At 46.2% G+C, this 20,384-nt stretch carries 30 protein-coding genes and 1 tRNA gene; 12 read left to right on the top strand and 19 right to left on the bottom strand.

Annotated features, from left to right (window positions below):
* The 3 genes from QUD05_RS16445 to QUD05_RS16435 are packed head-to-tail and all read left to right on the top strand — an operon-like array spanning position 1 to position 792.
* Positions 1–195, top strand: a complete 195-nt coding sequence (locus QUD05_RS16445; RefSeq protein WP_289796997.1) for a hypothetical protein — start codon at positions 1–3, stop codon at positions 193–195.
* The gene (locus tag QUD05_RS16440; protein ID WP_289796996.1) at positions 182–529 is read left to right on the top strand and encodes a GPW/gp25 family protein; all 348 of its coding nucleotides are present in this window, start codon (positions 182–184) and stop codon (positions 527–529) included. The genes QUD05_RS16445 and QUD05_RS16440 overlap by 14 nt, the downstream gene beginning before the upstream one ends.
* Positions 526–792: a hypothetical protein gene (locus QUD05_RS16435; RefSeq protein WP_289796995.1), complete on the top strand. Its 267-nt coding sequence runs from the start codon at positions 526–528 to the stop codon at positions 790–792. Before QUD05_RS16440 ends, QUD05_RS16435 begins: the two co-directional genes overlap by 4 nt.
* Here the strand turns inward: QUD05_RS16435 and QUD05_RS16430 are convergent.
* Positions 789–1,268, bottom strand: coding sequence for a hypothetical protein (locus tag QUD05_RS16430; RefSeq protein ID WP_289796994.1), 480 nt, complete (start codon positions 1,266–1,268; stop codon positions 789–791). The two genes, QUD05_RS16435 and QUD05_RS16430, sit on opposite strands and share 4 nt — an antisense overlap.
* A 349-nt stretch (positions 1,269–1,617) precedes the next feature.
* On the opposite strand from QUD05_RS16430, the gene QUD05_RS16425 reads away from it, so the two are divergent.
* From QUD05_RS16425 to QUD05_RS16400, 6 genes are all read left to right on the top strand, one after another.
* Positions 1,618–2,808, top strand: a complete 1,191-nt coding sequence (locus QUD05_RS16425) for a baseplate J/gp47 family protein (RefSeq protein WP_289796993.1) — start codon at positions 1,618–1,620, stop codon at positions 2,806–2,808.
* A gap of 80 nt (positions 2,809–2,888) precedes the next feature.
* Entirely contained in the window at positions 2,889–3,518 is a 630-nt protein-coding gene (locus tag QUD05_RS16420) for a phage tail protein (RefSeq protein WP_289796992.1), read from the top strand.
* 33 nt (positions 3,519–3,551) lie between these two features.
* Positions 3,552–3,827, top strand: a complete 276-nt coding sequence (locus QUD05_RS16415) for an HU family DNA-binding protein (RefSeq protein ID WP_289796991.1) — start codon at positions 3,552–3,554, stop codon at positions 3,825–3,827.
* Between the two features lie 159 nt (positions 3,828–3,986).
* Positions 3,987–5,459 carry a hypothetical protein gene (locus QUD05_RS16410; RefSeq protein WP_289796990.1) on the top strand — a complete coding sequence of 491 codons (1,473 nt, stop codon included), beginning with the start codon at positions 3,987–3,989 and terminating at the stop codon, positions 5,457–5,459.
* Positions 5,460–5,461: 2 nt separating this feature from the next.
* Positions 5,462–6,826 (top strand): hypothetical protein, encoded by a 1,365-nt coding sequence (locus tag QUD05_RS16405; RefSeq protein WP_289796989.1) that lies wholly within the window; start codon positions 5,462–5,464, stop codon positions 6,824–6,826.
* A 2-nt stretch (positions 6,827–6,828) separates the two neighbouring features.
* Positions 6,829–7,341 carry a hypothetical protein gene (locus tag QUD05_RS16400; protein ID WP_289796988.1) on the top strand — a complete coding sequence of 171 codons (513 nt, stop codon included), beginning with the start codon at positions 6,829–6,831 and terminating at the stop codon, positions 7,339–7,341.
* Here the strand turns inward: QUD05_RS16400 and QUD05_RS16395 are convergent.
* The 16 genes from QUD05_RS16395 to QUD05_RS16320 all read right to left on the bottom strand — a co-directional run bounded on the left by QUD05_RS16395 (position 7,295) and on the right by QUD05_RS16320 (position 16,838).
* Positions 7,295–9,250, bottom strand: coding sequence for a DNA cytosine methyltransferase (locus tag QUD05_RS16395; protein WP_289796987.1), 1,956 nt, complete (start codon positions 9,248–9,250; stop codon positions 7,295–7,297). The genes QUD05_RS16400 and QUD05_RS16395 overlap by 47 nt on opposite strands.
* Positions 9,135–10,241 (bottom strand): DUF6610 family protein, encoded by a 1,107-nt coding sequence (locus QUD05_RS16390; RefSeq protein WP_289796986.1) that lies wholly within the window; start codon positions 10,239–10,241, stop codon positions 9,135–9,137. Before QUD05_RS16390 ends, QUD05_RS16395 begins: the two co-directional genes overlap by 116 nt.
* A gap of 64 nt (positions 10,242–10,305) precedes the next feature.
* Positions 10,306–10,521, bottom strand: coding sequence for a hypothetical protein (locus QUD05_RS16385; protein ID WP_289796985.1), 216 nt, complete (start codon positions 10,519–10,521; stop codon positions 10,306–10,308).
* Positions 10,518–10,715, bottom strand: coding sequence for a hypothetical protein (locus QUD05_RS16380; RefSeq protein WP_289796984.1), 198 nt, complete (start codon positions 10,713–10,715; stop codon positions 10,518–10,520). The genes QUD05_RS16385 and QUD05_RS16380 overlap by 4 nt, the downstream gene beginning before the upstream one ends.
* Positions 10,699–10,998 carry a hypothetical protein gene (locus QUD05_RS16375; protein WP_289796983.1) on the bottom strand — a complete coding sequence of 100 codons (300 nt, stop codon included), beginning with the start codon at positions 10,996–10,998 and terminating at the stop codon, positions 10,699–10,701. The genes QUD05_RS16380 and QUD05_RS16375 overlap by 17 nt, the downstream gene beginning before the upstream one ends.
* On the bottom strand, positions 10,998–11,465 hold the full coding sequence (locus tag QUD05_RS16370) for an ASCH domain-containing protein (RefSeq protein ID WP_289796982.1): 468 nt from the start codon (positions 11,463–11,465) through the stop codon (positions 10,998–11,000). Before QUD05_RS16370 ends, QUD05_RS16375 begins: the two co-directional genes overlap by 1 nt.
* Positions 11,462–12,049: a hypothetical protein gene (locus QUD05_RS16365; RefSeq protein ID WP_289796981.1), complete on the bottom strand. Its 588-nt coding sequence runs from the start codon at positions 12,047–12,049 to the stop codon at positions 11,462–11,464. Before QUD05_RS16365 ends, QUD05_RS16370 begins: the two co-directional genes overlap by 4 nt.
* Positions 12,046–13,149, bottom strand: coding sequence for a helix-turn-helix domain-containing protein (locus tag QUD05_RS16360; protein WP_289796980.1), 1,104 nt, complete (start codon positions 13,147–13,149; stop codon positions 12,046–12,048). The genes QUD05_RS16365 and QUD05_RS16360 overlap by 4 nt, the downstream gene beginning before the upstream one ends.
* Entirely contained in the window at positions 13,146–13,856 is a 711-nt protein-coding gene (locus QUD05_RS16355; RefSeq protein WP_289796979.1) for a hypothetical protein, read from the bottom strand. The genes QUD05_RS16360 and QUD05_RS16355 overlap by 4 nt, the downstream gene beginning before the upstream one ends.
* Before the next feature lie 74 nt (positions 13,857–13,930).
* Positions 13,931–14,167 carry a hypothetical protein gene (locus QUD05_RS16350; protein WP_289796978.1) on the bottom strand — a complete coding sequence of 79 codons (237 nt, stop codon included), beginning with the start codon at positions 14,165–14,167 and terminating at the stop codon, positions 13,931–13,933.
* On the bottom strand, positions 14,168–14,461 hold the full coding sequence (locus QUD05_RS16345) for a hypothetical protein (protein ID WP_289796977.1): 294 nt from the start codon (positions 14,459–14,461) through the stop codon (positions 14,168–14,170).
* Complete coding sequence (locus tag QUD05_RS16340; RefSeq protein ID WP_289796976.1) at positions 14,458–14,652, bottom strand: hypothetical protein; 195 nt, start codon at positions 14,650–14,652, stop codon at positions 14,458–14,460. Before QUD05_RS16340 ends, QUD05_RS16345 begins: the two co-directional genes overlap by 4 nt.
* Positions 14,649–14,840 (bottom strand): hypothetical protein, encoded by a 192-nt coding sequence (locus tag QUD05_RS16335; RefSeq protein WP_289796975.1) that lies wholly within the window; start codon positions 14,838–14,840, stop codon positions 14,649–14,651. The genes QUD05_RS16340 and QUD05_RS16335 overlap by 4 nt, the downstream gene beginning before the upstream one ends.
* Positions 14,837–16,195: a hypothetical protein gene (locus QUD05_RS16330; RefSeq protein WP_289796974.1), complete on the bottom strand. Its 1,359-nt coding sequence runs from the start codon at positions 16,193–16,195 to the stop codon at positions 14,837–14,839. Before QUD05_RS16330 ends, QUD05_RS16335 begins: the two co-directional genes overlap by 4 nt.
* Before the next feature lie 46 nt (positions 16,196–16,241).
* Positions 16,242–16,613: a hypothetical protein gene (locus QUD05_RS16325; protein ID WP_289796973.1), complete on the bottom strand. Its 372-nt coding sequence runs from the start codon at positions 16,611–16,613 to the stop codon at positions 16,242–16,244.
* A 6-nt stretch (positions 16,614–16,619) separates the two neighbouring features.
* Positions 16,620–16,838: a hypothetical protein gene (locus QUD05_RS16320; RefSeq protein WP_289796972.1), complete on the bottom strand. Its 219-nt coding sequence runs from the start codon at positions 16,836–16,838 to the stop codon at positions 16,620–16,622.
* A gap of 100 nt (positions 16,839–16,938) precedes the next feature.
* Between QUD05_RS16320 and QUD05_RS16315 the strand changes: the two genes are divergently transcribed.
* Positions 16,939–17,268 (top strand): helix-turn-helix transcriptional regulator, encoded by a 330-nt coding sequence (locus QUD05_RS16315; protein WP_289796971.1) that lies wholly within the window; start codon positions 16,939–16,941, stop codon positions 17,266–17,268.
* 84 nt (positions 17,269–17,352) lie between these two features.
* Here QUD05_RS16315 and QUD05_RS16310 read toward each other — a convergent pair whose 3' ends face one another.
* Both QUD05_RS16310 and QUD05_RS16305 read right to left on the bottom strand, forming a co-directional pair.
* Complete coding sequence (locus QUD05_RS16310; RefSeq protein ID WP_289796970.1) at positions 17,353–18,468, bottom strand: site-specific integrase; 1,116 nt, start codon at positions 18,466–18,468, stop codon at positions 17,353–17,355.
* 137 nt (positions 18,469–18,605) lie between these two features.
* Positions 18,606–18,678: transfer RNA gene (locus tag QUD05_RS16305), tRNA-Val, on the bottom strand.
* A gap of 143 nt (positions 18,679–18,821) precedes the next feature.
* Between QUD05_RS16305 and QUD05_RS16300 the strand changes: the two genes are divergently transcribed.
* Positions 18,822–19,409 (top strand): metal-binding protein, encoded by a 588-nt coding sequence (locus tag QUD05_RS16300; protein ID WP_289796969.1) that lies wholly within the window; start codon positions 18,822–18,824, stop codon positions 19,407–19,409.
* A 51-nt stretch (positions 19,410–19,460) separates the two neighbouring features.
* Complete coding sequence (gene mazG, locus QUD05_RS16295; RefSeq protein WP_289796968.1) at positions 19,461–20,285, top strand: nucleoside triphosphate pyrophosphohydrolase; 825 nt, start codon at positions 19,461–19,463, stop codon at positions 20,283–20,285.
* Positions 20,286–20,384 lie beyond the last annotated feature (99 nt).

Here is a 20,384-nt window from a genome sequence, read left to right as displayed (position 1 = left end):
ATGGATAATTTGGATTTAGGGAAAGCTGCATTTATAGCCTTTAACTTATCCTTGCCAAAAAAACAGTCCGCAGCATTCCCTGCCACCCGTGATAAATTAGAAAGTCTGTGGAATACAACTCTTGAAGAAGAACGAAAAGCAGCGTGGCAAGATGCTGCACTAAAAGCAATCGAGGTGAGTAATGGTAAAGCTTAGGGGACTGGCTTACCCGCTTCAAGTTTTCAATGGCTCCCTGAAATTAAGTGAAGATTTCGACACGATTAGAGATGCGATCTTCGGAGTTTTAGAAACCCGCCCCTCGGAAAGAATTATGCGGCAACAATTCGGTTGTCCTGACTTCATCTTTGATGCTGTCACCCAACCTCAAGTAGTTCTTTCCCGCATCAAAGTGGCACTCGAAGAACAAATCCCCGATGTTGGGTTTGAGGTGACAGGGAATATCAAAGAAGATGGCGGCTTCAATGTGCGAATTGAGTGGAGCATTGCAGATGTGCCACAGCCGTCGATTAGTTTAGTACTAAAATCATGAGAAACTGGCGACATCACGCTTTCACCATTTTTGTTGGCGCAATACTAGGGACGATCGCAGTCAGCATTATGCTTGCTTACAAGGAGCCAACCTGGAATGTCAACTTTGATATTAGCGGATACCAATTCACAGCTAAACTGGTTGGGATTCAATGCCTACCCTTTTACCCGGTTGAATGGCTGATATCTTGCGTCTATCTGGCTTACGTTTTTCACTGGTTCGAGGAAGCGATGGAAGAAGCTGAACAAGCAAGAGATGATTAATGGAGGCGTTTTCCAAATCCCTTGTATGTCCGTTTTGTCTGAGGGCTGATTAGTCCTTTCTCCAAAAAGTACTGTTCAATCTCATGTTCAGTACGACCAGAAAAGAACATTTGCATATCGTTGGGATTGGTGATCTGAGTCTTAGCTTGAAAGCTCCAGAGCGGGGTTCCTCTCAGTTCCCGCATGATTCTTTTTGCGATCGGGAAGACTCTTAGCGTTTCTCCTGTTACGCCACGCTTTTCGTCAATAAAAGGAATACAGCGATTGTTGACTGCATCAGCATTTGCAGTAATTTCAACAGGTTCTTCAAATTCGCCAAAGTATAAAATCAATCCAAATAATTCGGGATGCCCTGTATAGCCGAAGTCAAAAAATATAGGTTCATCGTTGAACTCCAATCTATTGAGGTTGGCTTCCGACAATCCGAATCCGTATAGATTTCCACCGCCTTGCAGCGCGGAAACAAATTTAATCATTACGCGTTTTGCTCATAAACAATAGTGCGATTGTATACTTATTGTACAAAAGCGACTACGCCTAATTTCAATCTATCTGGCGGATTCCGCCAGATAGAACCTAATCAGATAACCCTTCATCAATTTTCCCAATCCCATTTTTGACAATTAATGCCCCGGAACTTCCTCTCGGCAAAAAAGGTGGTGGGTTAATCGTGTGACCACATTCAACGCAGGTTTTCCAATCCCAATACCTGCCATAGCAAAACATTTCATGCTTAGACAAAGGACGGGCGCATTTCGGGCATTTCTGAAAGAGTGATAATCTTGCTATTGTCAGGATTCTCATTACGGTGGGAAATCTTGAGCTATGCCTAATCCTACCAGATTCACCCCCCTACAACCAGAACCTCTTTATCCAGCAGACCCTAAACTGATTCTGCAAGCAATGCAGGATAGATGTTACACGGCAAGCGATCGCACTCTCAACGATTTCTCAGCAGCAAGCCCTATTGTGGCTTTGTACGAGGGTCACTTGTTTGCTGTTTTAGAGCATTTGTACTATACCAACAAGCTGCCGTCAGCCTTGGCAGTGGAGTTTTTGAAAATTGCCGGGATACAGCGAAGATTGGGAAAGGCGGCGCAGGTCTCGCTCACCTTCACGTTGTCAGCACCGCTCGGCAGTCCATTTTACCTGAGTGCGGGGTACATGGTGAGTGACGTGAGCAATACCTATAACTTCTTAACTGATGAAGATTTGGTGATTCCGGCTGGGTCAATAAGTGGGGTGGTAAGTGCAACGGCTGAGAATTTGGGACGCAGCTATAACTTGCCTGCCTACACCATTAAGAATTTGAGCGAGTCGCGGGCTTTCCTGCAATCCGTGACCAACACTTCGCTTGCGAGTGGCGGAATCGACGAAGAGACAGAAGACGAAGCGAGAGCCAGAGGATTTGTAGCACTGCGACGGCGGGGGTTGACGAGCGCCGATGACTACGAGCAAGAGACGAAGTTGCTACTGGGTGAGGGGAGTGTAACCAAAGCAGTGGGGTTGCTGGCAGCTGATAAAATCAGTTTTGAAAAGGGTGCGGTACACGTTTTCGGCTTAAATCCAGACGGTACAGAGTTAAACCAAGCTCAAATTAACGTTCTGCAATCAGCCTTAAGAGCGCCGGGTAAAGCACCGATTGGGGTACTGGTGTACGTTTCCAGTATCGAGCTTGTGCCGTTGGAGGTATACGCGATCGCCTCCTTGCTACCTGGGAGTAATCCAGAGGCGATCGCACTTGCGATTTACCAACGACTTCAGGAGTACCTACAACCTGGGAATCTGGCGTTGGGAGAAACCATCAACCTTAAGGAACTAGAATTTCAGGTGAAGCTGGCGGGAGTCGAGTTTGTGCAATCAGTTTCGACGCATACAGCGCAGGATGTCTCGTATGCAGACATTCAATTACCCAACAGCTACAGTGCAGCTTACCTACTCGACCTCACAGTTGACCTGGTGCTAGGAGGACAGAATTTTACCTACAGTTACGGTGAGGGAGGGGATTTAGATTGAGTCGTAATTGATAATTCGTAATTCGTAATTAACTCCCCAATTACGAATTACGAATTACGAATTAGTAATTAGGAGGACTAATGCCATCAGCGTGGGAACAAGGAAGACCAATTTACAAACGCCTGCCGATCGCTGAAGAGAAGTATCAAGTTGCACCAGATGACCCAGAACTTGATCCTGTGGCGGATTGGCTAACATTGCCAGTGGATGAGTATCTGGTGGCAATTAAGGCAGCAGTGGATAATTTTTATGCTGATTACCTTGATCCAACAACAGCCGCATCCGAGAACTTAGACTGGTTAGCGCAGCTGTGCGGCTTCACAGGGGAGTACTGGGAAACATCGTGGACTGAAGCGCAGAAGCGATCGCTCATTACCAATGCCTTTACCTTCATTTGGGAATCAAAAGGGACAAGAGCAGTACTAGAATTTTTGCTCCTAACCTTTGGCATCCAAGGTAAAATTTACCTTTTGGGCGAATTCTTGGCAGGGCGCAACGTGGCAGGGGATGCTCTCGGTGGCGAACCTCTGGAATACTTCTTGTTATTGCCACTTGCTTATCTGCGAACTTCTTACCAGTGGCGGTTAGCAGTTAAATTCAATCGGCTGTACGGGCCAGTTTACGTCAAATCAACTGTGTGTTACAGCCAATTCGTAACAGGTTTTTCGATCGCTGGCGACCCAGTTTTTGATAGTTCTGTCGCCTTTTAGTTACAATTCATACCAAAATCGTGAGGAATCGGTATGAACAAAGGTGAATTGATAGATGCTATAGCTGACAAGACTGGCGTCACCAAAAAACAGGCGGATGCGGTAATAACCGCCACTTTGGACACAATCATTGAAACTGTCTCTGGCGGTGACAAGGTAACACTGGTAGGGTTTGGCTCATTTGAACCCCGTGACCGAGCCGCCCGTGAAGGGCGTAACCCCAAAACCAATGAAAAGATGGAAATTAAAGCAACTAGAGTACCTGGCTTTTCAGCGGGGAAACAGTTTAGGGAATCGGTAGCACCCTGAAGAAGGCAGGAGGACGGAGCAGAGGAGTCACTGCGGTGGACGGGAAACCCTGCATAAAGCAAGTGGCGTGGCAGAAGGGAAATCTAACACTGTTCTTTAGTGGCTAGGACAAATAGGCATCTTTCCTCCTGCCTCCTGCCTCCTGCCTACTGCCTTCAAGTGACGCAAATAACAGGAAAATTCGTAGATTCGGGTGGGGTGACGTTTGACGGCGATTTGACCGTCACCCTTGATGCGCCATTGGTTGATGTCGGCACTACACCTGATTCAATTTATACTCTCACGCCTCACACCTTCACTTTTAGTTCTGGCACGTTGAGTGGCGTGAACGTTGTCGAAAGCGCCACAAGTAACGTTACATACCACTTTGTAGTCAGTAAGCACACTACGAGAATCACTTACTGGTTGGCAGATGGTACGCAGTATGACGGGCCAGTAGTCATTGAGAGCAGTCTTTACTACACTGGTACGTTTTACGATGCCGATACCTCACAGCAACTAGGGCAAGTCACCACCGCAGAATCAAGTGTGGTGATGGATTTCCATGCGCTTGTACCCAATACCTCATCAGTTGAATTTGCGTCTCTTATCCCAACACGCATTTCCACAGATTCGCTACCAAGAGCAGTCAGACAGCTTGCCGAACTGCTGACTACTGATGCTGATTTTGTAGAAGCGCTGCGTGGTGGGCCGCGATTCAAGGGAGCTTATTCATCTGCTACTTATTACCAGAGGGATGATTCCGTAACTTATGGCGGCTCCTCGTGGGTGTATATTAATCCCGATCCTGCCGCAAACCAAACTCCTTCGCTGGTGAACACAGCTTACTGGCAAATCCTTGCACAAATTGGCGACCCTGGAGGAACCGGGGGGAATGACACTGCTTACGATGCGACTGGGTGGAACGGAGACACAAATGCTCCTAGCAAAAATGCCGTGCGCGACATCATTGTGCAATTGGCAACAATTGCCCAGCTTGCAACTTATGCACCCCTAGATAGCCCTAACCTGACTGGTTCGCCTAGCCGCAATAGCAATCCACTTTTGGGCGATCGCTCACTCGCTATACCTACCACTCAATGGGTGGGAAATGAATTTGCCACTAAAGATAGCCCAATTTTTACTAATAATCCAGCAGCGCCAACCCAAGCGATAAGCGATGAAAGTAATAAGTTAGCAACAACTTTATACGTAAAAAATAAACTAGCAAGCACTGCATTTGCGGCAGTCAAAACAACCGATCAAGCTCTTACAGCAGGCTTAAATATTCTGAATTTTGATTCAGAATTGCTAGATACCGATAATGCTTTTGTTCCCTCAACAGCAACATTTACTGCCCCTACATCTGGCTGGTATGAATTTCATGCTAGCGCAAGCATAGAAAGAACTACTGGTACGATCGTAAGCTTTTTTATCGGCTCTATTTATGTGGGAGCCACAGAATATCGGCTCTGGCAAATCAGCGGAGCCGAGACTTTAATGTACGCTTCGGGTACTGCACAAATTTATCTTGTAGCAGCCTCTACAGCACAATTCAAGCCATACGTCGTTAGCGATGGCACGACAACTAATCGCAATGCTTTAACTGATATTTACATGACCCGATTTTCTGGTAGCAAGCTTTATTGGTAATTATGGTAAAAACAACTTTTGTAAATGGGACTACAGTAACTCCAGATTTTCTCAATGCAATTAATGATCCAACTTTTGACGGACAAGATTTGGATGGGCATTTTGCAAAAATCACCAACGATGATTTGAGCGATACCGCAGGACAAATCAAACCAGAGTGGACGACTTTTAGAGATACCCTCAAAGTACAAGCAGCGACTGGATTAACTTGTTCGCACCTTGGTGGCAGTGTAATACTAGCAGACGGCGCGATCGCTACCATCTCACCCGCTAATTTATCAGTCGCCAATAATACTACAAACTATATTTATGTAAACGAGGCTGGCACAGTAGTCGTTGGCGTATTATTGCTTGTGCGGTGTACGCCACTTGCTAAGGTGATAACTAGCGCTGGCAGTATCAGTTCTATTGTGGATTTGCGCCCTCGATTTCAAATCCAGCCAAGGGCAAATACAATTGCCAGTTTTGGTTCGGGTGGCTACGAGGGTGATTTGACGATTAGCTCGAATCAGTCTCTATCTGGAGTAAGATTTGTCAGAAATTTTACTGTTTCTGCTGGCGTAACCCTTACAGTCTCTGGATTTTTACAAATCATCGCTTCTGGAAATATCGCGATTGATGGCACTATTACCATCACCCCAGCAATTCCGGGGGGCAGAGGCTTTAGCGGAAATTTTCCCTCTCCTGGGCTTGTGGTAGCTGATTCTGGATTAGGGTATGGCGGAGGCGGTGGGCATAATTCTTCTGCTGCCCCTATCTACCCCTATAGCTTTTCTGGTAGCCCAAATCCAGGATCTGGTGGGGCGGCTGGGATTGCCACTTTATCAATTTCTGCTACCCCGGCCTTTGCGACATCTAGGGGCGGCTTTGGCGGCGGCTTCTTCACTTGCGATGCTGCTGGCACAATTACCATTACTGGAGGCATATATTGCAATGGTGGCGATGCCATTTCCGGTGTAGTCGATAGTGATGATGGTGCAAGTATTGCCTTGGCTGGAGGTGGTGGCGGCAGCGGCGGGCTTATATGGCTTAAATCTCTTTTAGGGATTACAGCGACAGCTGCTGCTGTACTTAGCGCTAAAGGTGGCAATGGAGCCGCAGGGAGCCGATTTAATTATGCCAACAGTGCTGGTGGAGGAGCTGGCGGTGGCGGTGGCTACATCGTCTTGCAAAGTCCAAGCACCAACACCACAGGCGCAACTATAAATTTGGTAGGTGGGGCTGGAGGAATAGGTGCAGGCACTCCGCCAGGAATCGGCTCATCACTTGGTGGCTCCTACGGTGGGCAATCGGGCGCTCCTTCTAATGGCAATGGTGGTTCCGGGACTTCGGGGCAGTTAGTTTTACAATCGTTTCTACCTATATAAATATGATTTTTTTAATCTGCAATAACGAAATCGCAGGCATAACAGATGTCTACTTGGAATCAGAATTACCAACTGGGTACAAATGCATTGAAGGGCCGAACTTGCTTCCATACGAGGTTTATTGGGATGGAGAAGCCGTGCTTCCCAAGCCTCCCCAGCCATCCTTGGAGCATTACTGGGACAGTACCACTAACACTTGGCAACTCCCCCAATTAATTACTATTCCTCAAATCAAGGTAGAGAACTGGGACAAGCTCATCTTGCTTTTAGATAGCTCCCCAGAATGGGGACGAGTGTACGCTGCGGCTGAAAAGACCCTGAAAGCCAATACGGCATTTACCACTCTGCTTACCACCCTCACTAACCTGAGAAAAGTAGAAACCCTGATTTTTGCGATCGCTAAACTCAGAGAAGCGATGACAGGTATCTCTGGAGTTGGCGATTTTACGAGTGAAGAAATCGCCAGTATTAATCAGAAGTTGACTGATTGTGGTTTTGAGTTGCAATTATCTTAAGCGTTCTGATTTTAGCTTCATCCGCACCAACTAACTCCCTTAACTGGCGGTAGATAATCAGTTCTTCCAGCAGTTGATTAATGTGTTCTTGAACGGAAGTGATCGCGTTTTTGTCAGATTTGATGGCTTCTTTAATGATGTTGGTTTGTCTGGATTCGGTTTCTAGGTTTTGGATGTGCCAGTTGTGTTGGATAATGCGCTCTAGGGATTGCAGAATTTGTACTTCAATTGGCGGGGGTTGTTGGAGGGATTTAAACAATTGCGCTGCAAATTTTGGCGGCACTGAATAGCCAATAATCGAGCCAGCAGTGGCGGTATCTGGGGGGAATTCGTACCAATCTGGAAACCCTTGCAACCGCGCTGCTGCTTCTATTGACAGTGACTTTACAGTGCCATCCGGTAGCCAGATATCAGCAAACTTGTTGCGATTGCAGCCTTTACCGTCGGTGAAGTGTGATCGCAGTATGGTATCGCATGGGAGGTGAGCGGGTTTGATTCTGTACTCTTTTTCTCTTGCCCCTGTTCTTTGAATCAGCAATGGTGTGGGTTCGTTCTTTGAGAGGAATTCTTCAAGCGATTTCTGCTGTCCTAGGACTAATTCTGAATCCGCCATTTTGGGGATGAGATCAGCCACTACTTCATACCAGCCAACTGGTTGAATTGGCTCCGGTAACGGCGGCAACCAGCCTTTAGCCGCCCAGACAATAAACCGCTCCCTGGCTTGACAATCGAGCAAAGTCATAATTTGCCTTTGCCAGATATAGCCCTCAACTTCTAGCGCCTGGACAATAATTTTGAAGCTTTGGGAATCGCGGTAGCACTTGACGTTTTCAAGCGTGAAAAACTTGGGTTGGAGATGGCGAATCGCATCCGCAACAGCTGACGCCATCTCGATATCTTCTGTTGTTTCAATAGCCTCACCCGCTTTGGCATTGCTAAAATTAGAACACATTGGGGAAGCATGGAGAAACTCGGTATTTCGCGGGAAAACAGGAAATCCTAATTTTGAGATTTCCTGAACAGTTTTCCTTTCTACCTGACAACCGTATTCGCCAAAATTGCGTTCGTGACAATCAGCGATCGCACTGCTGAGTTTGGGCTTCTTCGGGTCAAACTCGACAGCGGTAAGTGGTCGAATCCCAGCTTCCACCATGCCGGCTTCCACGCCACCGCCGCCAGCGAATAGTATTACTGCGATCGGCGCATCTGGTGGCAGAACTGGTTTGGGATTAAGTTTCTCCACTTGATCTGTACCAAGCACTAAATTCGTAGTAGTTACCAGTGACTCATAACTGACTAAGCCATCGGCGTATACATTTGGATATTCTGCGATTTCAAAGGTTTGCCCCAAGCTTAAGCGATGCTTGGAGATAATGCGATCGCCTACTTTAAAGCCTAAATCCGTGCCACTGGAGGGTCTTTTCGCTAGTAATTGAATTTCCCACAAAGTAACTCGTTTTCTGCGCGGAGGTTTGGGCTTGGTGCTAGATTCAATTAGTTCAATTGTTACGTGACCCCCGCGCTCTGGTTTTGCAATCTGATAGATAGATTCGGGGACATCCCTCCACTTGACGCGATCGCCTATCTTGAATTGCTGTGTATTCACTTCATCCATTAATTGTTCGGACTTGGTTGCATTGACAGGGCATTGAGTTGCCCAAAATTGAAACTGCTCTTTTAAAGAAAGAGATAGTGCCTGGTAGCACCCCTGTTCTTGGTGTTCAATATTTTTCTTTCCGTCAGTCCAAACCGCCTTGCAATAGTTGCTAGCCAAGTTCATGGCGTAGTTTGCATCAAGACTGATTACGTTCATCTGAGGATACAGAAGTGCTTGTTTTTTTGGGACTGCCGCCCAGTAGATGTACAGGTCTTTTACCAAACCACTCTGGCTTAAGATCCGTTTTTCCATACCCTGACTCGACACTGTAACCTAACCAATAACTATCAGGCAGCGTTACATCACATTTAGGAATCAGTAACACTCGACCAGCGTATTTAGCTAATTCTGTTGCCTGGTCTAAAATTTCTGGTAGTTGATCGGGGTGTTCTATGTCTCTTGCCGTGGCAATTAGTGGCTTGTTCTGTTTCACCATCGCAAGGTGCTTTTCGTGGTCGTAATTCTCCCAATCATTGTCGATCATCATCATGTGCTGGTGAGATTTGTTCTTGCCGCTGCTATTTATTCCTAAATTCCAGCCATGCTCAGTAGCGATCGCATCATACTTACTCTTTCCACCACCACCGCAGTAAAAGAGTAAAGGTAATTTAATATGGTATCGCCAATGATTAAGAGGTCGCGTTCTATCTTGCTCTGTTGCTTCCAGTTCAAAACCAAGATTTTTGTAAAAATCGTTAGCCGATAAATCGGCAGGGCATTTGAGGAAAATACTGGTTTTTTGCTGCTCGATAGCTTTACAAATTACTCGATAAATTAAAAGCCGTCCCCATCCTTGTTTTTGATGCTGAGGTAGAACAGCCAATTTTCTGATAGTTACTTGAGTGTCTTTTTTCCTCACATAGTAAGCACATACACCAAAATCTTCAACTAGTTCAAAAGTCAAGTCTGATAGCTCAAAAATCGAAGTGAAACCCAGTTGGTTTATGAGCTTGTTGAAAATTTTATAAGAGGCGACAACCTCGCTCCTGAAAAATTTTTCAACAACTTGTCCCTCTATGATCTGGCAAACCATCAGTAGGTGGCGTGGGATAGGGAATTCTTTTTCCTCCCATGCACCAATGCACATATTCCCATCCCAGCGCTTGAACTGAAAAGACCAGGGACATTCTTTTTCACTAATCCAATCACCTACCTGGAGCAAGGTAATATCTTCTGCGGTAGCCGGACGCTTGGTGCAACTGGTAAAAAATTTACCAAGGTTGGGTGCAGCTAATTCAGTCATTTGTCCCACTCCTGTGCGATCGCCGGATGATTATGCGCGGAATCGGAAGAAGCTGGCATGGCAATCATGATTTTGGCTCCCACATTGGGCATTGTTGCCCGATTCCCTCAAACATCTCCTCAACTTCTGTCAGGTACTCGCTCTCCACCTCAATAATTCCTAGAACCTGTTCGCGGATGCCGCGCTCAAAATGACAGCACTCGCCAGAGTAAGAGAACAACCCGCTATCAATTACTGGATGAAATTCTCCCATGAGGCAATTGAGGCAAGATTTAGTCATTCCCAATCCTCCGAGTCAATCCTGTCTTCTGCTGCTTCCATCGCTTCTTCCTCGGCATCAAAAGGGCCGTACCACTCACCAGAATCAAGCCTGTAGTACCATCCCTCTCCCGGTTCCCAACTTGTCTCAATTTCCCTACCTCTGCAAGATTCAATTGGCATTGTTAATACTCCCGCATCAGAAATATTCTGCATTTGTTGATTCAGACTTAGAGTTTGGGATCTCCTCTAACAATTTCAGTATCTTAGAGGCTAGGAACGAGCGATCGTAATGGGGCAATCCAGATGCTGAAATCGCCACCAGCATAAGTTTGATTTCTGACTCAAATTTGCCTAAATTCATCACTGAAACCAGTGGCAGCAGGCATCTGCCGTATGCCCTAACCTCTTTGTGTGTGATTCCGCCCTCGCCTGGATTGGTTGCAATTCGCCGAAGTATTTTCTGAAACCCTTCAATTTCGCCATCAAATCCAAACATTATGCAACTGCCTCCAAATCAAGACAAGAAGGATCAAACTCAACCTCAAAAAATCCTTGCTTGCCACAAACAGGAAATGGCTCAACAATCTTCTCAATATCCTCCAACTTCCATGCCCATCGTCCAACTCGCCAATCTCCACAATCAATCTCAACTTCTGATTGTTGGGCGATAAATTCTTCGGTCAAATGGAAGCAGTCGCTAAGGGTGACAACGGCGATCGCATAACCTCTAGGCAAATCATCCCATTCCCTACACCACTCATCGTCTATGAGTAAATCGGGATATCGATCCTGATATTTGTATAAAATTTTGTCGTAAATCCGCTCTTGCTCTCTAGACTGTTTTTTCGCCGAACAAATCAGTAAATCACCTCGGTAATTAGTTTCCCAAGATCGCGTCTCATACCGCTTCATGCCCAAAGGAATAAACGACGCCCAAGGCTGCCACAAACTAATAGCTTTCATGAGTAAAGCTCCTTTATACCTGCCTGAAGCGCCTCTTCTGCCTCCAAATAGCACCCGTGTAGTGTGCTAAGCCCTAGAATGCCGCCACTCATTACCCCACCGCCCATACCCACTGCAAAACAATAATGTTCTTCTTCGTATGGATGCGGCCACACTGTAACCCGCCATTGCCCTCTGGGATTACCTTGTGATTTGTAGCCACACTCCTCAAGGATGCAGTTTTTAGAGCAGTCATAATCAATCCAGTCGTCTGGAATTTCGTAAATTCCAAGTTGTCCTTTGTGGTGAAATCGGTTGATAGGTTTGGGGTTGGCGATCTTCCAGTCCCAACGACTGCTATCCACTTGTTGACAATCCACAACATCAACAAGCCCGATAACCTGACCAAGCGGTAAACGATTGTGGTGAGGAGGCTTAATTCCCGTCATCCTGAAAAAATTCTCACAATCCGAACGCGTGCATTGTTTTCCTGCATGAATCGCTACTTGTTTCAGGAAACCTATGGACTCATAACGCCTAATAACAGTGAGATTGGCGTTGAATATGGCCCATGCTAGGGTGGCTTTAACTGTGATGGCTTTCATAGCTCTCCCATTGGATAATTTCGCATCATTTCCTCAAGCGAGGCTTGGCTTCCATCTGGCAAGTAAGCCCACTGTCCTCCCGTCATCGCAAGCACTATCCCTTGCTTGCGTGCCCAGTTAAACCAATCACTGACATCAGTCGTGACAGTAGTTTTTGCCTTGACTCCACTCTTGCAGCTGTTGATGAATAATCCCGTGGGATTGTCGCACCAACCCTCTGATAGCGCCTCTTTGACACGAGCGATCGCACCTGCCACATTACCCCAATATTTCTTAATTACCCCCAAGCACGGGTCTGGATTAATTCGCAGCCTTTTTAGTTCGACACAAGTATCCTTAATTTCCTGCTTTGTGGGCTTATTTTGAGTTGAAGTTTGCTTAATTTCTGGCGCGGAAGATAAATCATCATGAGGATCTATCTCGTCAGCAGGAGTTACTTGTTCTAAGTTTTCAACGGAGTGAGTAATCTGGGTTTGCTCCCAATCATCGGTTGCAGCAGCGTTCGCGCAGCGTCTCGTAGAGATGGATTCCCAATCTGATTCCTCTTCTTCCTTCACCACAACTTTTTTTTCACCAACAGCAGTGTTGTTGTTTTTAAAAAGCTTTAAGTTAGTTTCTAATGTTGGCGGATTATTCGCATTGATAGGCTGATTAATTGGCCTATCTATGTCAATTTTTTCGCATCGACTGAAAAAAAGTATTTTTGGCAGCATATCCAAATGTTTCCAGAAGCCAAGCACTTTTGATAATTCAGCCCACTCAGATTTATCAAATTCTATCGGTGGCAGCCAGTTGGGATTTAGCCTGTACATATTGGCTGTATCCTTGGGAAAGCGCTGTGCTGGCAACTCACTCACCAGATTGTCTGTCACCAATTCTCTGAGATGTTTGCTGATCGTTTCCCGACAATACCCTAAGATTTCGCCCAGATTTTCGTTAGTTATCCTGACCCACTCTTGACCATAGAAATGCTTGCCATCAAGCCATGAGAGTATCGCTGCTTTGCATTTGTGGCGACGATTGAAAATCTCCAAAAATTCTTTGAGGATATTGACTGGGGCGCTAATTTGCCCCAGCATTGCAGAGGTAAAATTATTCATGATTCTCCTCCTTCTGCCCAGAATCGCGCTAATAACTCTTGCTTTGCATCCTCTATTCTCCAGATTTCAACAGACGTTACCTCACCGATGATTTGTTCAACCTCCTGTCTTTGTTGCAACTTCGCCTCTGCGGAAATCAGTTTATGATCGATCGCCTCAGACTCTGGATGAAAATTGAAATTTTGGTATAGATAGCGAAAGTGACGTTTATCTTGTGATGGTAGTGTTGCCCAGGTGCTTGCATCCCATCCTGGCGGGATGAAATCAGATGATGGTGGGAGTATTTTTTGTACTTGGGATTGGAGGCGATCAAAATTCTCTTGCATCTGCTGAATCTGCTGCTGGAGTTGGGGAATTACCTTGACTGCCTGTTTAGCCAAGATTTCACACTCAAGAAAATATTGGCGTACTTCTTTACCTTTTTCAGTACCCGCCATCATTGCCATTTCTTTTAAGCAATTACAAGAGAGCCAGATATCATCTCTATGGGTTAATCCCTTATCTGGAGCCGACTCCGCCAAATGGCGGAGCATATAATCTTCATTTTCAACGAAGTTTCTAGTGAGCTTTTTCTTGGCTGAATCCTTTCTTGTGTATCCCAACCATTGCCACGCTAACTCAAAATCTACAGGGAATTGCTCAACTGAATTCCATAGGTAAATTGCTATTTCTAAGGATATTTCTGGTTTAGAGAATGGTATAATCATATTGCTTTGATTGGTTTCCTTGTGGATTGCATTGTCTACAGGAAGCCATCTTTTTTTGGGAAGATAGCTGTTAATTAATCCTGATCTGAGTTTTCAACGCCTGGCTGCTCGTCAATGCTCTGGCGTACAGAATCAAGTTCGCCCTCAATGTCATCAAGGGTTTCAATAATCGCTTCATTATCAGATTCCGACTTTTGAAAGGAATCGGTTCTACCAACGAATCTAATCAACCTGTGTAACTTTCCATACGCTCTCACCAAAGCAAAGAAAGCGATCGCATAGTACCAGGGTGAATCAGGTCTGTTGCTCATTTAAAATAATGATTGTTGTCCTGGGACTGTTGAATCGCACCCAATAGCTGACTTCCTTTTGGCTCCCCTACGCCCTGTCTCAGCTTCAGCTAGTCCAAGCCGATAAAAGGCTTTGCGTCGCTCGTCCAACCAAATCTGGTAGGGATGGTTTTTCCTCATTCCAAAAGGGTAGGATGCGTCAATTGCACTCCTCAAATCCTGCTTTTGTTGGTCGGTCAGGTTTTCTAAATCGACGCTGAAATTCGCGATCGCTTCTTCAATCACCGATGCTGCTTTTTCTCTCCAATAGCTCATAGATCCTCCTCATCCTCTGCATAGTCGGGTCTGTCGCCTGTAAACTCTTCGTAGGCAATCTCAGCCATGCGGTAACACATCAGTTCTTGGGGATGTTGTGATGCAGAAAAGTCAAATCCTTCCCTCACCGCGTAACCCATCTGGCGGTAGAACTCTCTTGCCAAGTTGTTTAATCGATCTCGAATTTTCATTTCACCCAATAACCGTAATCACCAACAACTGTTTGCAAACGGTAAAACATATAAGTTTTGGTCAATGAGTTGACCAATTTGCAGCGCTGCCCCTGAGCTATTGCAATAATCTCAGGAGAAATCAATACTTGCTTGCCAGCAATGATGTTGAGATAGGTGTCGGTATCCAAAGGAATTTCGATAGTCATGCTACCGCCTTTGTTGAACTCTGAAGAAGGGCTTGATAGACTGCTTCAATCTGGGCTTTGCTCCAAGTGGTAGAGGCTTTGATGATGGCCTGATTTAATTGCTCTGGAGACAAGCGAGATAATGCGATCGCCGCTTCCACCACCAGTGCATCGCCAATGGCGGCAAAGTTGGGCATAGATGCTGGAAGTTGCTCTGGTATTGGCTCCTCATTGCGGGGGGCTTCCGGGAATAATTGCTCCCCTTTGCCAAATCCCATTTCTTCTTGTTTTTGCTGCAATTCCTGTTTTACGGATGTGGGTGGTTCTTGCGACTTCTCAACGACAGGCTTCATGTGCGAGAGGTAGATGTGGGCGTGTTTAGCTGTGTCACCCTCTACGAAGCAGAGAGCTGTATTGCCCGTGATGACTCGCACCTCGGCGGACTTGCCTTTATGTTCGCCATCCGTCACGAACACTACTTCTGTTTCTTTGGGAAGCCAGGGTTTCTCCTTCCTGGGCTTTTGGGTGTAGGTTGAACCGCCTCTGCTAACTCTTCTCCCCGTCCCTGCTCCCTGGCTCCCTTGCCCATCTATCTGGCGGAAACCGCCAGATAGACCACTAGATTCTGCTTGGACAGTTGTGTTGGACTGTACCGAACTGCGTCCAATCTCGGCGCGAATCCTACTAACAGTGTCGTGATGCACGCCGCAGCGCCGAGCGATTTCTCTGTCGCTCCAGCACACCCACTCTTCATCACTGAGCAGGGTAGATACGGCGCGGCGCTTGTCGTCGTTGGTTCTCCTCAAGCCGTGATTGCTGTTAGCTCCCACTGAATACAGCACCGCGTCTCTGCGAGTGCCCTGGCGAATATCGGCTTCAACTTCCACCACATTTGCTTGTTTTGCGCTAATGCAGCGATGGAACCCGTCTGCTAACCAGTAATTCTCGCCGTCGTAAAAGGCAATAATCGGCGGAAATTTTGCACCATCCCGCCAAGCAGATGCGTATTCATCAATTACTTGTTGATTGATACCAGCGCGAGATTGTGTCCCACCGTCTAACTTGATAACAGCTATCTGTATTTTTAAAGACTCAATTCTTGCTTTTTGAACAGATGCTAAAATGAGTCCTTGCCCCATTTGCTTGGCGGCCTCTATTGCGTCAATTCCGCGAATTAATACATTGTCTGGTGTGATAATTACTTCCGGTAGTGAGCCTTTATTTTTTAAAATCTGAATGATTCTTTCTACTTCTTTTGTATCAGCAATTGTGCCTTGTGGCACTTGAACATCTATGGGATTGATGGGGCGTAAATCCGCACGGGTGCTTGATTGTACCGAAACATCTAGGTTTCGTGATTTTAAGGATTGTGTCATAATCTGAGTCTATGAAAGAACTTTTTTTGAGCGTAATCGTGCCTGATTACGCTATTTTTTTGCCCCGCCGTTTTTCAGGCGGCAAGGCAAGTCTAGCCTCGCATTTTTCAATATGAAACTGATAGCGAGGTACGGCAGAAGAGGGACTCCGCACATCACGTACTTCATGCCCAACTCGCAATATGCCGCTTCGTACCATTTCTCGTAATTGCTTAACTGAATTGAGTCCTAAGAGAGGATAGGCTTGCTCTGTGTCATACCACTGCCTTTGTGATTGAGTAGTGGCATTTACTCCTAGCATTTCTGCCAGGATTTTTTTGATGGCCTCCCTGAGTTGGGATTCGGGAATAAAACGCTCAGTCTCAATTTTGTATTTACTGTCTGACTGCTCCATTTTGTGTGCTTGGTGTAGATGCATTCCCCACTATTGCGCCGTTGAAAGCATTCGCTCTCTGGCTTCATGCTGCTCTTTTCGATAGTTCAGCAAGAACTGTCTCAGGGCAAAAGTAACTATCGAGGACTCAGGGATGCCCATCTCTTCCGATACCTTTGCAACCTCTTCTGCTATAGCGTTTGAGGTAGTGTATGATTTTTTAGCCATGTTGCCACTACTATGGTGATATTTTCTTGATGTGGTTGCCATAAACTATATCACAAGAGTCTATAAGGTGACACGCGTAATATCAAAATCAGCTAGATGCTGAATTATCATGATGTGGATGGAAATCTTTGAACAAGCGTTAATGAGCGATCAATTTGCGGAGCGTTTTCAGGAAATTGTAAATCGGGCGAAGGGCGATCGCTCCCAAAGTGAATTTGCTCGTGAACTTGGTGTCAGTTCGTCTACTGTTCAGAAGTGGTTGGCTGGGAATGGGTTTCCATCCTCAGACAACCTAGAGAAAATCGCCAAGTCTGCTGGATTGAGTGGCGTGGATGCATTAAGGAATTACCTCAAGGGGGAGGTTGCAACAGCAAAATCTCCGATGTCGCCAGAGGAAATACTTTTGCTGGCTAAGGGATTAAGCAAGAAGCAGCGCAAAAGGCTGATTCAACTAATGCTTGAGGATTTGTAGAAGCTTTCCGTCCCAAGCGCTCTTGCACTGCCTTGTGCTATCGGATAGACAAAGATATCCGCGCATGGGACAGCTAAAACTAAACTAATTGTTGAGCAATCCCTCAAACACTTTCGCGTGTTCGACTTGAGATATCCATTTATTGTAAGTATTCCAGTGAACTGTGGGTGAGTGTCCCATCCATGCGGCCATTGTCGCCACTGGCACTTTGTGACGCACGCTGCCGCGAATTGCGTAAGCGTGACGAAGGTCGTAGGGATTAAAGGGTGCATCTTTGCGATCAAAGGTTCGGCTTACTCTTTGCCCGTAATCCCGATACATTTTCCCCGTACAGTTTGGCTTTTTAATTTCCCAAAGTTGCCATTGTGTTGGCCAATCTGGATGCAAAGGGTAGCAGATTCTTTCCCCTGTTTTTCCTTCTCTTACATAGCAAGTGTGGGGTGGTGTAGGCGAGATTTCACAAAAAAATATCTCATGATCTCGCAATCCGTAAGTTGCCATTACGCTGTATGCCCAAAGCCACTTCGGGGAATTATCGAAAAGCGATCGCACCTGAATTATCTGGTCATCAGTGGGAATTTGGCGTGGCTTGGTTTGGGCGTTGCCGTAATTACCAATGTAGAGTTTGAGGTCAACTTTTATTCCAGCAAGCTCGGCTAAAAGCTGCAACTTTTCACAAGTCCGTTTGCGGCTGCGGCTATTAGCAGTGGTTGAAGTAGCAGCAACAATAAGTGAGGTGTTGGTAACTTCTCCCTTCAAGTTTTTAAAAGCTGCTTCGTAGTCGTTCTTCCAAGTAAATTGGGTATTTGGCGTGTCACCTTTTTGGGCGAAGTAATTATTGCGTAGCTTTTCTATCCACTGCGCCCAATCCCCAATACTTCTCTGCGAGACGCTACGCGAACGGCTGCGCTCAGTACAAGTCCCCAATTCCTGCTCCGAAGCAAGATATCGACTCCAATCAAATTCACCCCGCGCCAACAGCCCACCAACAATTTTGGCTTCTGCCTCTGCCCGTTGCAGTCCAGCAGGATTGGCGTAAATGCCCAGTGCGAGATACTGCTGATAAGGTTTAGTTTTGTTGCTTCCTGGCTTGGGTGGCAGTGTGGCCCGCAATGATAAGCGATCGCCCCTAACCTCAACTCTTACCCCAATCTTGGCCGCTTTGAGCCGTTGGTTTATGATTTCAACCGTCAATTTCACTGTGCTAAACCTGAGCTAAAATTACTCTGTGGTTACAGGTGATATTGGGTGATTTAAGACAATAATATTACCGTAAATCGCGGCGGCAAAGTTATGCTTCCAATTAAAAAGCCGTCAGAGCGACGGCTTTTTAACTATGGGCAGTACCAGACTCGAACTGATGACATCCTGCTTGTAAGGCAGGCGCTCTACCAACTGAGCTAACCGCCCGTTTGACTAATCCTTAACTAATATAGCAAAAGATTTCGCATTGCGCTAGTAGTTTCAAGAAAATCTTTTTTTCTCTTATACTGACTCAGTATTCAGTTACTCAGCACGAGTTAAACGCCCCGCTATCATTAACAGGATTTAGGATGCCCTCTGGTCGGACGCACGATCGCATTACTATGTATGCTCTGCCGTTGGTGGCGGGCGTTACTTTTTGGCAAACTCGCAGTAGCAATGCGACTTTGTTGGTTGCAGGTGGGTTTCTCTTTGGTGGGCTGATGTTTGGCCCCGATTTGGATATTTACTCTGTGCAATTCCAACGCTGGGGTTTCTTGCGCTGGATTTGGCTACCTTATCAAAAAAGTCTCCGCCATCGTTCTTTTTTATCCCACGGGCCGATTATTGGTACGATTTTGCGGGTGATTTATCTGGGGTGTTTGCTTGCTATTTTGGCAATTGTCGTTTTAGCGATCGCTCAAAGGTTGTGGAATCTGAGTTTTAGTTGGCAGGATTTGGGACAAACTGTGGGGCGATCGCTCGTGCAATACGATACTGAATATGTCGCCCTGTTTTTGGGGTTGGAACTCGGTGCGATGAGTCATTCTCTCAGCGANTTGGGGGGGTCGGCTTATAAACGTTTTCAAAAGCAGGGGGTTCGGGGGTTGCTTCCTAGTGGCAAAATTAAGAGGCGGAAAGTGAGGGGTGGTGGTCGTCGGGCGAGAGTGAAGAAATAATTTTTTTAAACGCAAAGGAACGCTAAGGGAAGCGCAGAGGTACGCAGAGGTATGGAAAAGCAAGATGAGAGTTTGGCGGCGTTGCAGGAGTTGATTGAGGTGGTGGCGAAGTTGCGTGAGCCTGATGGTGGTTGTCCTTGGGATTTGGCTCAAACTGCCGAAACTTTGACTCCTTATGTGATTGAGGAGGCTTATGAGGTGGTGGATGCAATTAAGAGTGGGGATAAGGGTGCGATCGCTGAGGAGTTAGGCGATTTATTATTACAGGTGGTATTACAAGCCCAAATCGCTAGTGAATCGGGGCAATTTTCTCTTAAGGAGATCGCTCAGGGAATTTCCCAAAAGTTGATTCGCCGTCATCCTCATGTGTTTGGTGATGTGTCGGTGGCAAGTGTGGATGAGGTGCGGCAAAATTGGGAACAAATCAAAGCTGCGGAAAAGGGCGAAGCATCTCCAGACGCCCAAAAATTTAGTGCTAAACTCGCTCGTTATGGACGTACTCTTCCCCCACTGACGGCGGCGATGAAGATTTCTCAAAAGGCTGCTGCGATCGGGTTTGAATGGGAAAATATTCAGGGGGTTTGGGATAAGTTTTATGAGGAGTTGGGAGAGTTCCAGCAAGCTTTAGCTGAGGAAACACCCGAACGACAAGAAGCAGAATTAGGCGATTTACTATTTGCCGTGATTCAGCTAGCGCGTTGGCATAATCTTGACCCCAGCAACGCTTTGCAAGGCACTAATCAACGATTTGTCCAGCGATTAGAAAAAATGGAGGCGGTTGTTGACCGTCCCCTTTCTGATTACAGTTTGAATGAGTTAGAAACTCTCTGGCAACAGGCAAAAGCTCAACTTGCGAAAGAAGGGAGTGGGGAGTAGCGAGTGGGGCATTGGGAAGAGACAAGGAACACAAGGAAGAGGGGGGAGACAAGGAAGAAACTTGTTCAATAATTCTCCCTTGTCCCCTGCTCTGCTCCC

It is taken from the genome of Nostoc sp. GT001, from assembly GCF_030382115.1.
Taxonomy (GTDB): Bacteria; Cyanobacteriota; Cyanobacteriia; order Cyanobacteriales; family Nostocaceae; genus Nostoc.
Note: the sequence above shows the minus strand (reverse complement) of the source record. Positions and strands in the feature narration are given on the sequence as shown.

What these genes read in the sequence shown, in the direction of transcription:
- QUD05_RS16445 (WP_289796997.1), top strand. Translation starts at nt 1, where the DNA reads ATGGATAATTTGGATTTAGGGAAAGCTGCATTTATAGCCTTTAACTTA.
- QUD05_RS16440 (WP_289796996.1), top strand. Translation starts at nt 182, where the DNA reads ATGGTAAAGCTTAGGGGACTGGCTTACCCGCTTCAAGTTTTCAATGGC.
- QUD05_RS16435 (WP_289796995.1), top strand. Translation starts at nt 526, where the DNA reads ATGAGAAACTGGCGACATCACGCTTTCACCATTTTTGTTGGCGCAATA.
- QUD05_RS16430 (WP_289796994.1), bottom strand. Translation starts at nt 1,268, where the DNA reads ATGATTAAATTTGTTTCCGCGCTGCAAGGCGGTGGAAATCTATACGGA.
- QUD05_RS16425 (WP_289796993.1), top strand. Translation starts at nt 1,618, where the DNA reads ATGCCTAATCCTACCAGATTCACCCCCCTACAACCAGAACCTCTTTAT.
- QUD05_RS16420 (WP_289796992.1), top strand. Translation starts at nt 2,889, where the DNA reads ATGCCATCAGCGTGGGAACAAGGAAGACCAATTTACAAACGCCTGCCG.
- QUD05_RS16415 (WP_289796991.1), top strand. Translation starts at nt 3,552, where the DNA reads ATGAACAAAGGTGAATTGATAGATGCTATAGCTGACAAGACTGGCGTC.
- QUD05_RS16405 (WP_289796989.1), top strand. Translation starts at nt 5,462, where the DNA reads ATGGTAAAAACAACTTTTGTAAATGGGACTACAGTAACTCCAGATTTT.
- QUD05_RS16400 (WP_289796988.1), top strand. Translation starts at nt 6,829, where the DNA reads ATGATTTTTTTAATCTGCAATAACGAAATCGCAGGCATAACAGATGTC.
- QUD05_RS16395 (WP_289796987.1), bottom strand. Translation starts at nt 9,250, where the DNA reads ATGGAAAAACGGATCTTAAGCCAGAGTGGTTTGGTAAAAGACCTGTAC.
- QUD05_RS16390 (WP_289796986.1), bottom strand. Translation starts at nt 10,241, where the DNA reads ATGACTGAATTAGCTGCACCCAACCTTGGTAAATTTTTTACCAGTTGC.
- QUD05_RS16385 (WP_289796985.1), bottom strand. Translation starts at nt 10,521, where the DNA reads ATGACTAAATCTTGCCTCAATTGCCTCATGGGAGAATTTCATCCAGTA.
- QUD05_RS16380 (WP_289796984.1), bottom strand. Translation starts at nt 10,715, where the DNA reads ATGCAGAATATTTCTGATGCGGGAGTATTAACAATGCCAATTGAATCT.
- QUD05_RS16375 (WP_289796983.1), bottom strand. Translation starts at nt 10,998, where the DNA reads ATGTTTGGATTTGATGGCGAAATTGAAGGGTTTCAGAAAATACTTCGG.
- QUD05_RS16370 (WP_289796982.1), bottom strand. Translation starts at nt 11,465, where the DNA reads ATGAAAGCTATTAGTTTGTGGCAGCCTTGGGCGTCGTTTATTCCTTTG.
- QUD05_RS16365 (WP_289796981.1), bottom strand. Translation starts at nt 12,049, where the DNA reads ATGAAAGCCATCACAGTTAAAGCCACCCTAGCATGGGCCATATTCAAC.
- QUD05_RS16360 (WP_289796980.1), bottom strand. Translation starts at nt 13,149, where the DNA reads ATGAATAATTTTACCTCTGCAATGCTGGGGCAAATTAGCGCCCCAGTC.
- QUD05_RS16355 (WP_289796979.1), bottom strand. Translation starts at nt 13,856, where the DNA reads ATGATTATACCATTCTCTAAACCAGAAATATCCTTAGAAATAGCAATT.
- QUD05_RS16350 (WP_289796978.1), bottom strand. Translation starts at nt 14,167, where the DNA reads ATGAGCAACAGACCTGATTCACCCTGGTACTATGCGATCGCTTTCTTT.
- QUD05_RS16345 (WP_289796977.1), bottom strand. Translation starts at nt 14,461, where the DNA reads ATGAGCTATTGGAGAGAAAAAGCAGCATCGGTGATTGAAGAAGCGATC.
- QUD05_RS16340 (WP_289796976.1), bottom strand. Translation starts at nt 14,652, where the DNA reads ATGAAAATTCGAGATCGATTAAACAACTTGGCAAGAGAGTTCTACCGC.
- QUD05_RS16335 (WP_289796975.1), bottom strand. Translation starts at nt 14,840, where the DNA reads ATGACTATCGAAATTCCTTTGGATACCGACACCTATCTCAACATCATT.
- QUD05_RS16330 (WP_289796974.1), bottom strand. Translation starts at nt 16,195, where the DNA reads ATGACACAATCCTTAAAATCACGAAACCTAGATGTTTCGGTACAATCA.
- QUD05_RS16325 (WP_289796973.1), bottom strand. Translation starts at nt 16,613, where the DNA reads ATGCATCTACACCAAGCACACAAAATGGAGCAGTCAGACAGTAAATAC.
- QUD05_RS16320 (WP_289796972.1), bottom strand. Translation starts at nt 16,838, where the DNA reads ATGGCAACCACATCAAGAAAATATCACCATAGTAGTGGCAACATGGCT.
- QUD05_RS16315 (WP_289796971.1), top strand. Translation starts at nt 16,939, where the DNA reads ATGAGCGATCAATTTGCGGAGCGTTTTCAGGAAATTGTAAATCGGGCG.
- mazG (WP_289796968.1), top strand. Translation starts at nt 19,461, where the DNA reads ATGGAAAAGCAAGATGAGAGTTTGGCGGCGTTGCAGGAGTTGATTGAG.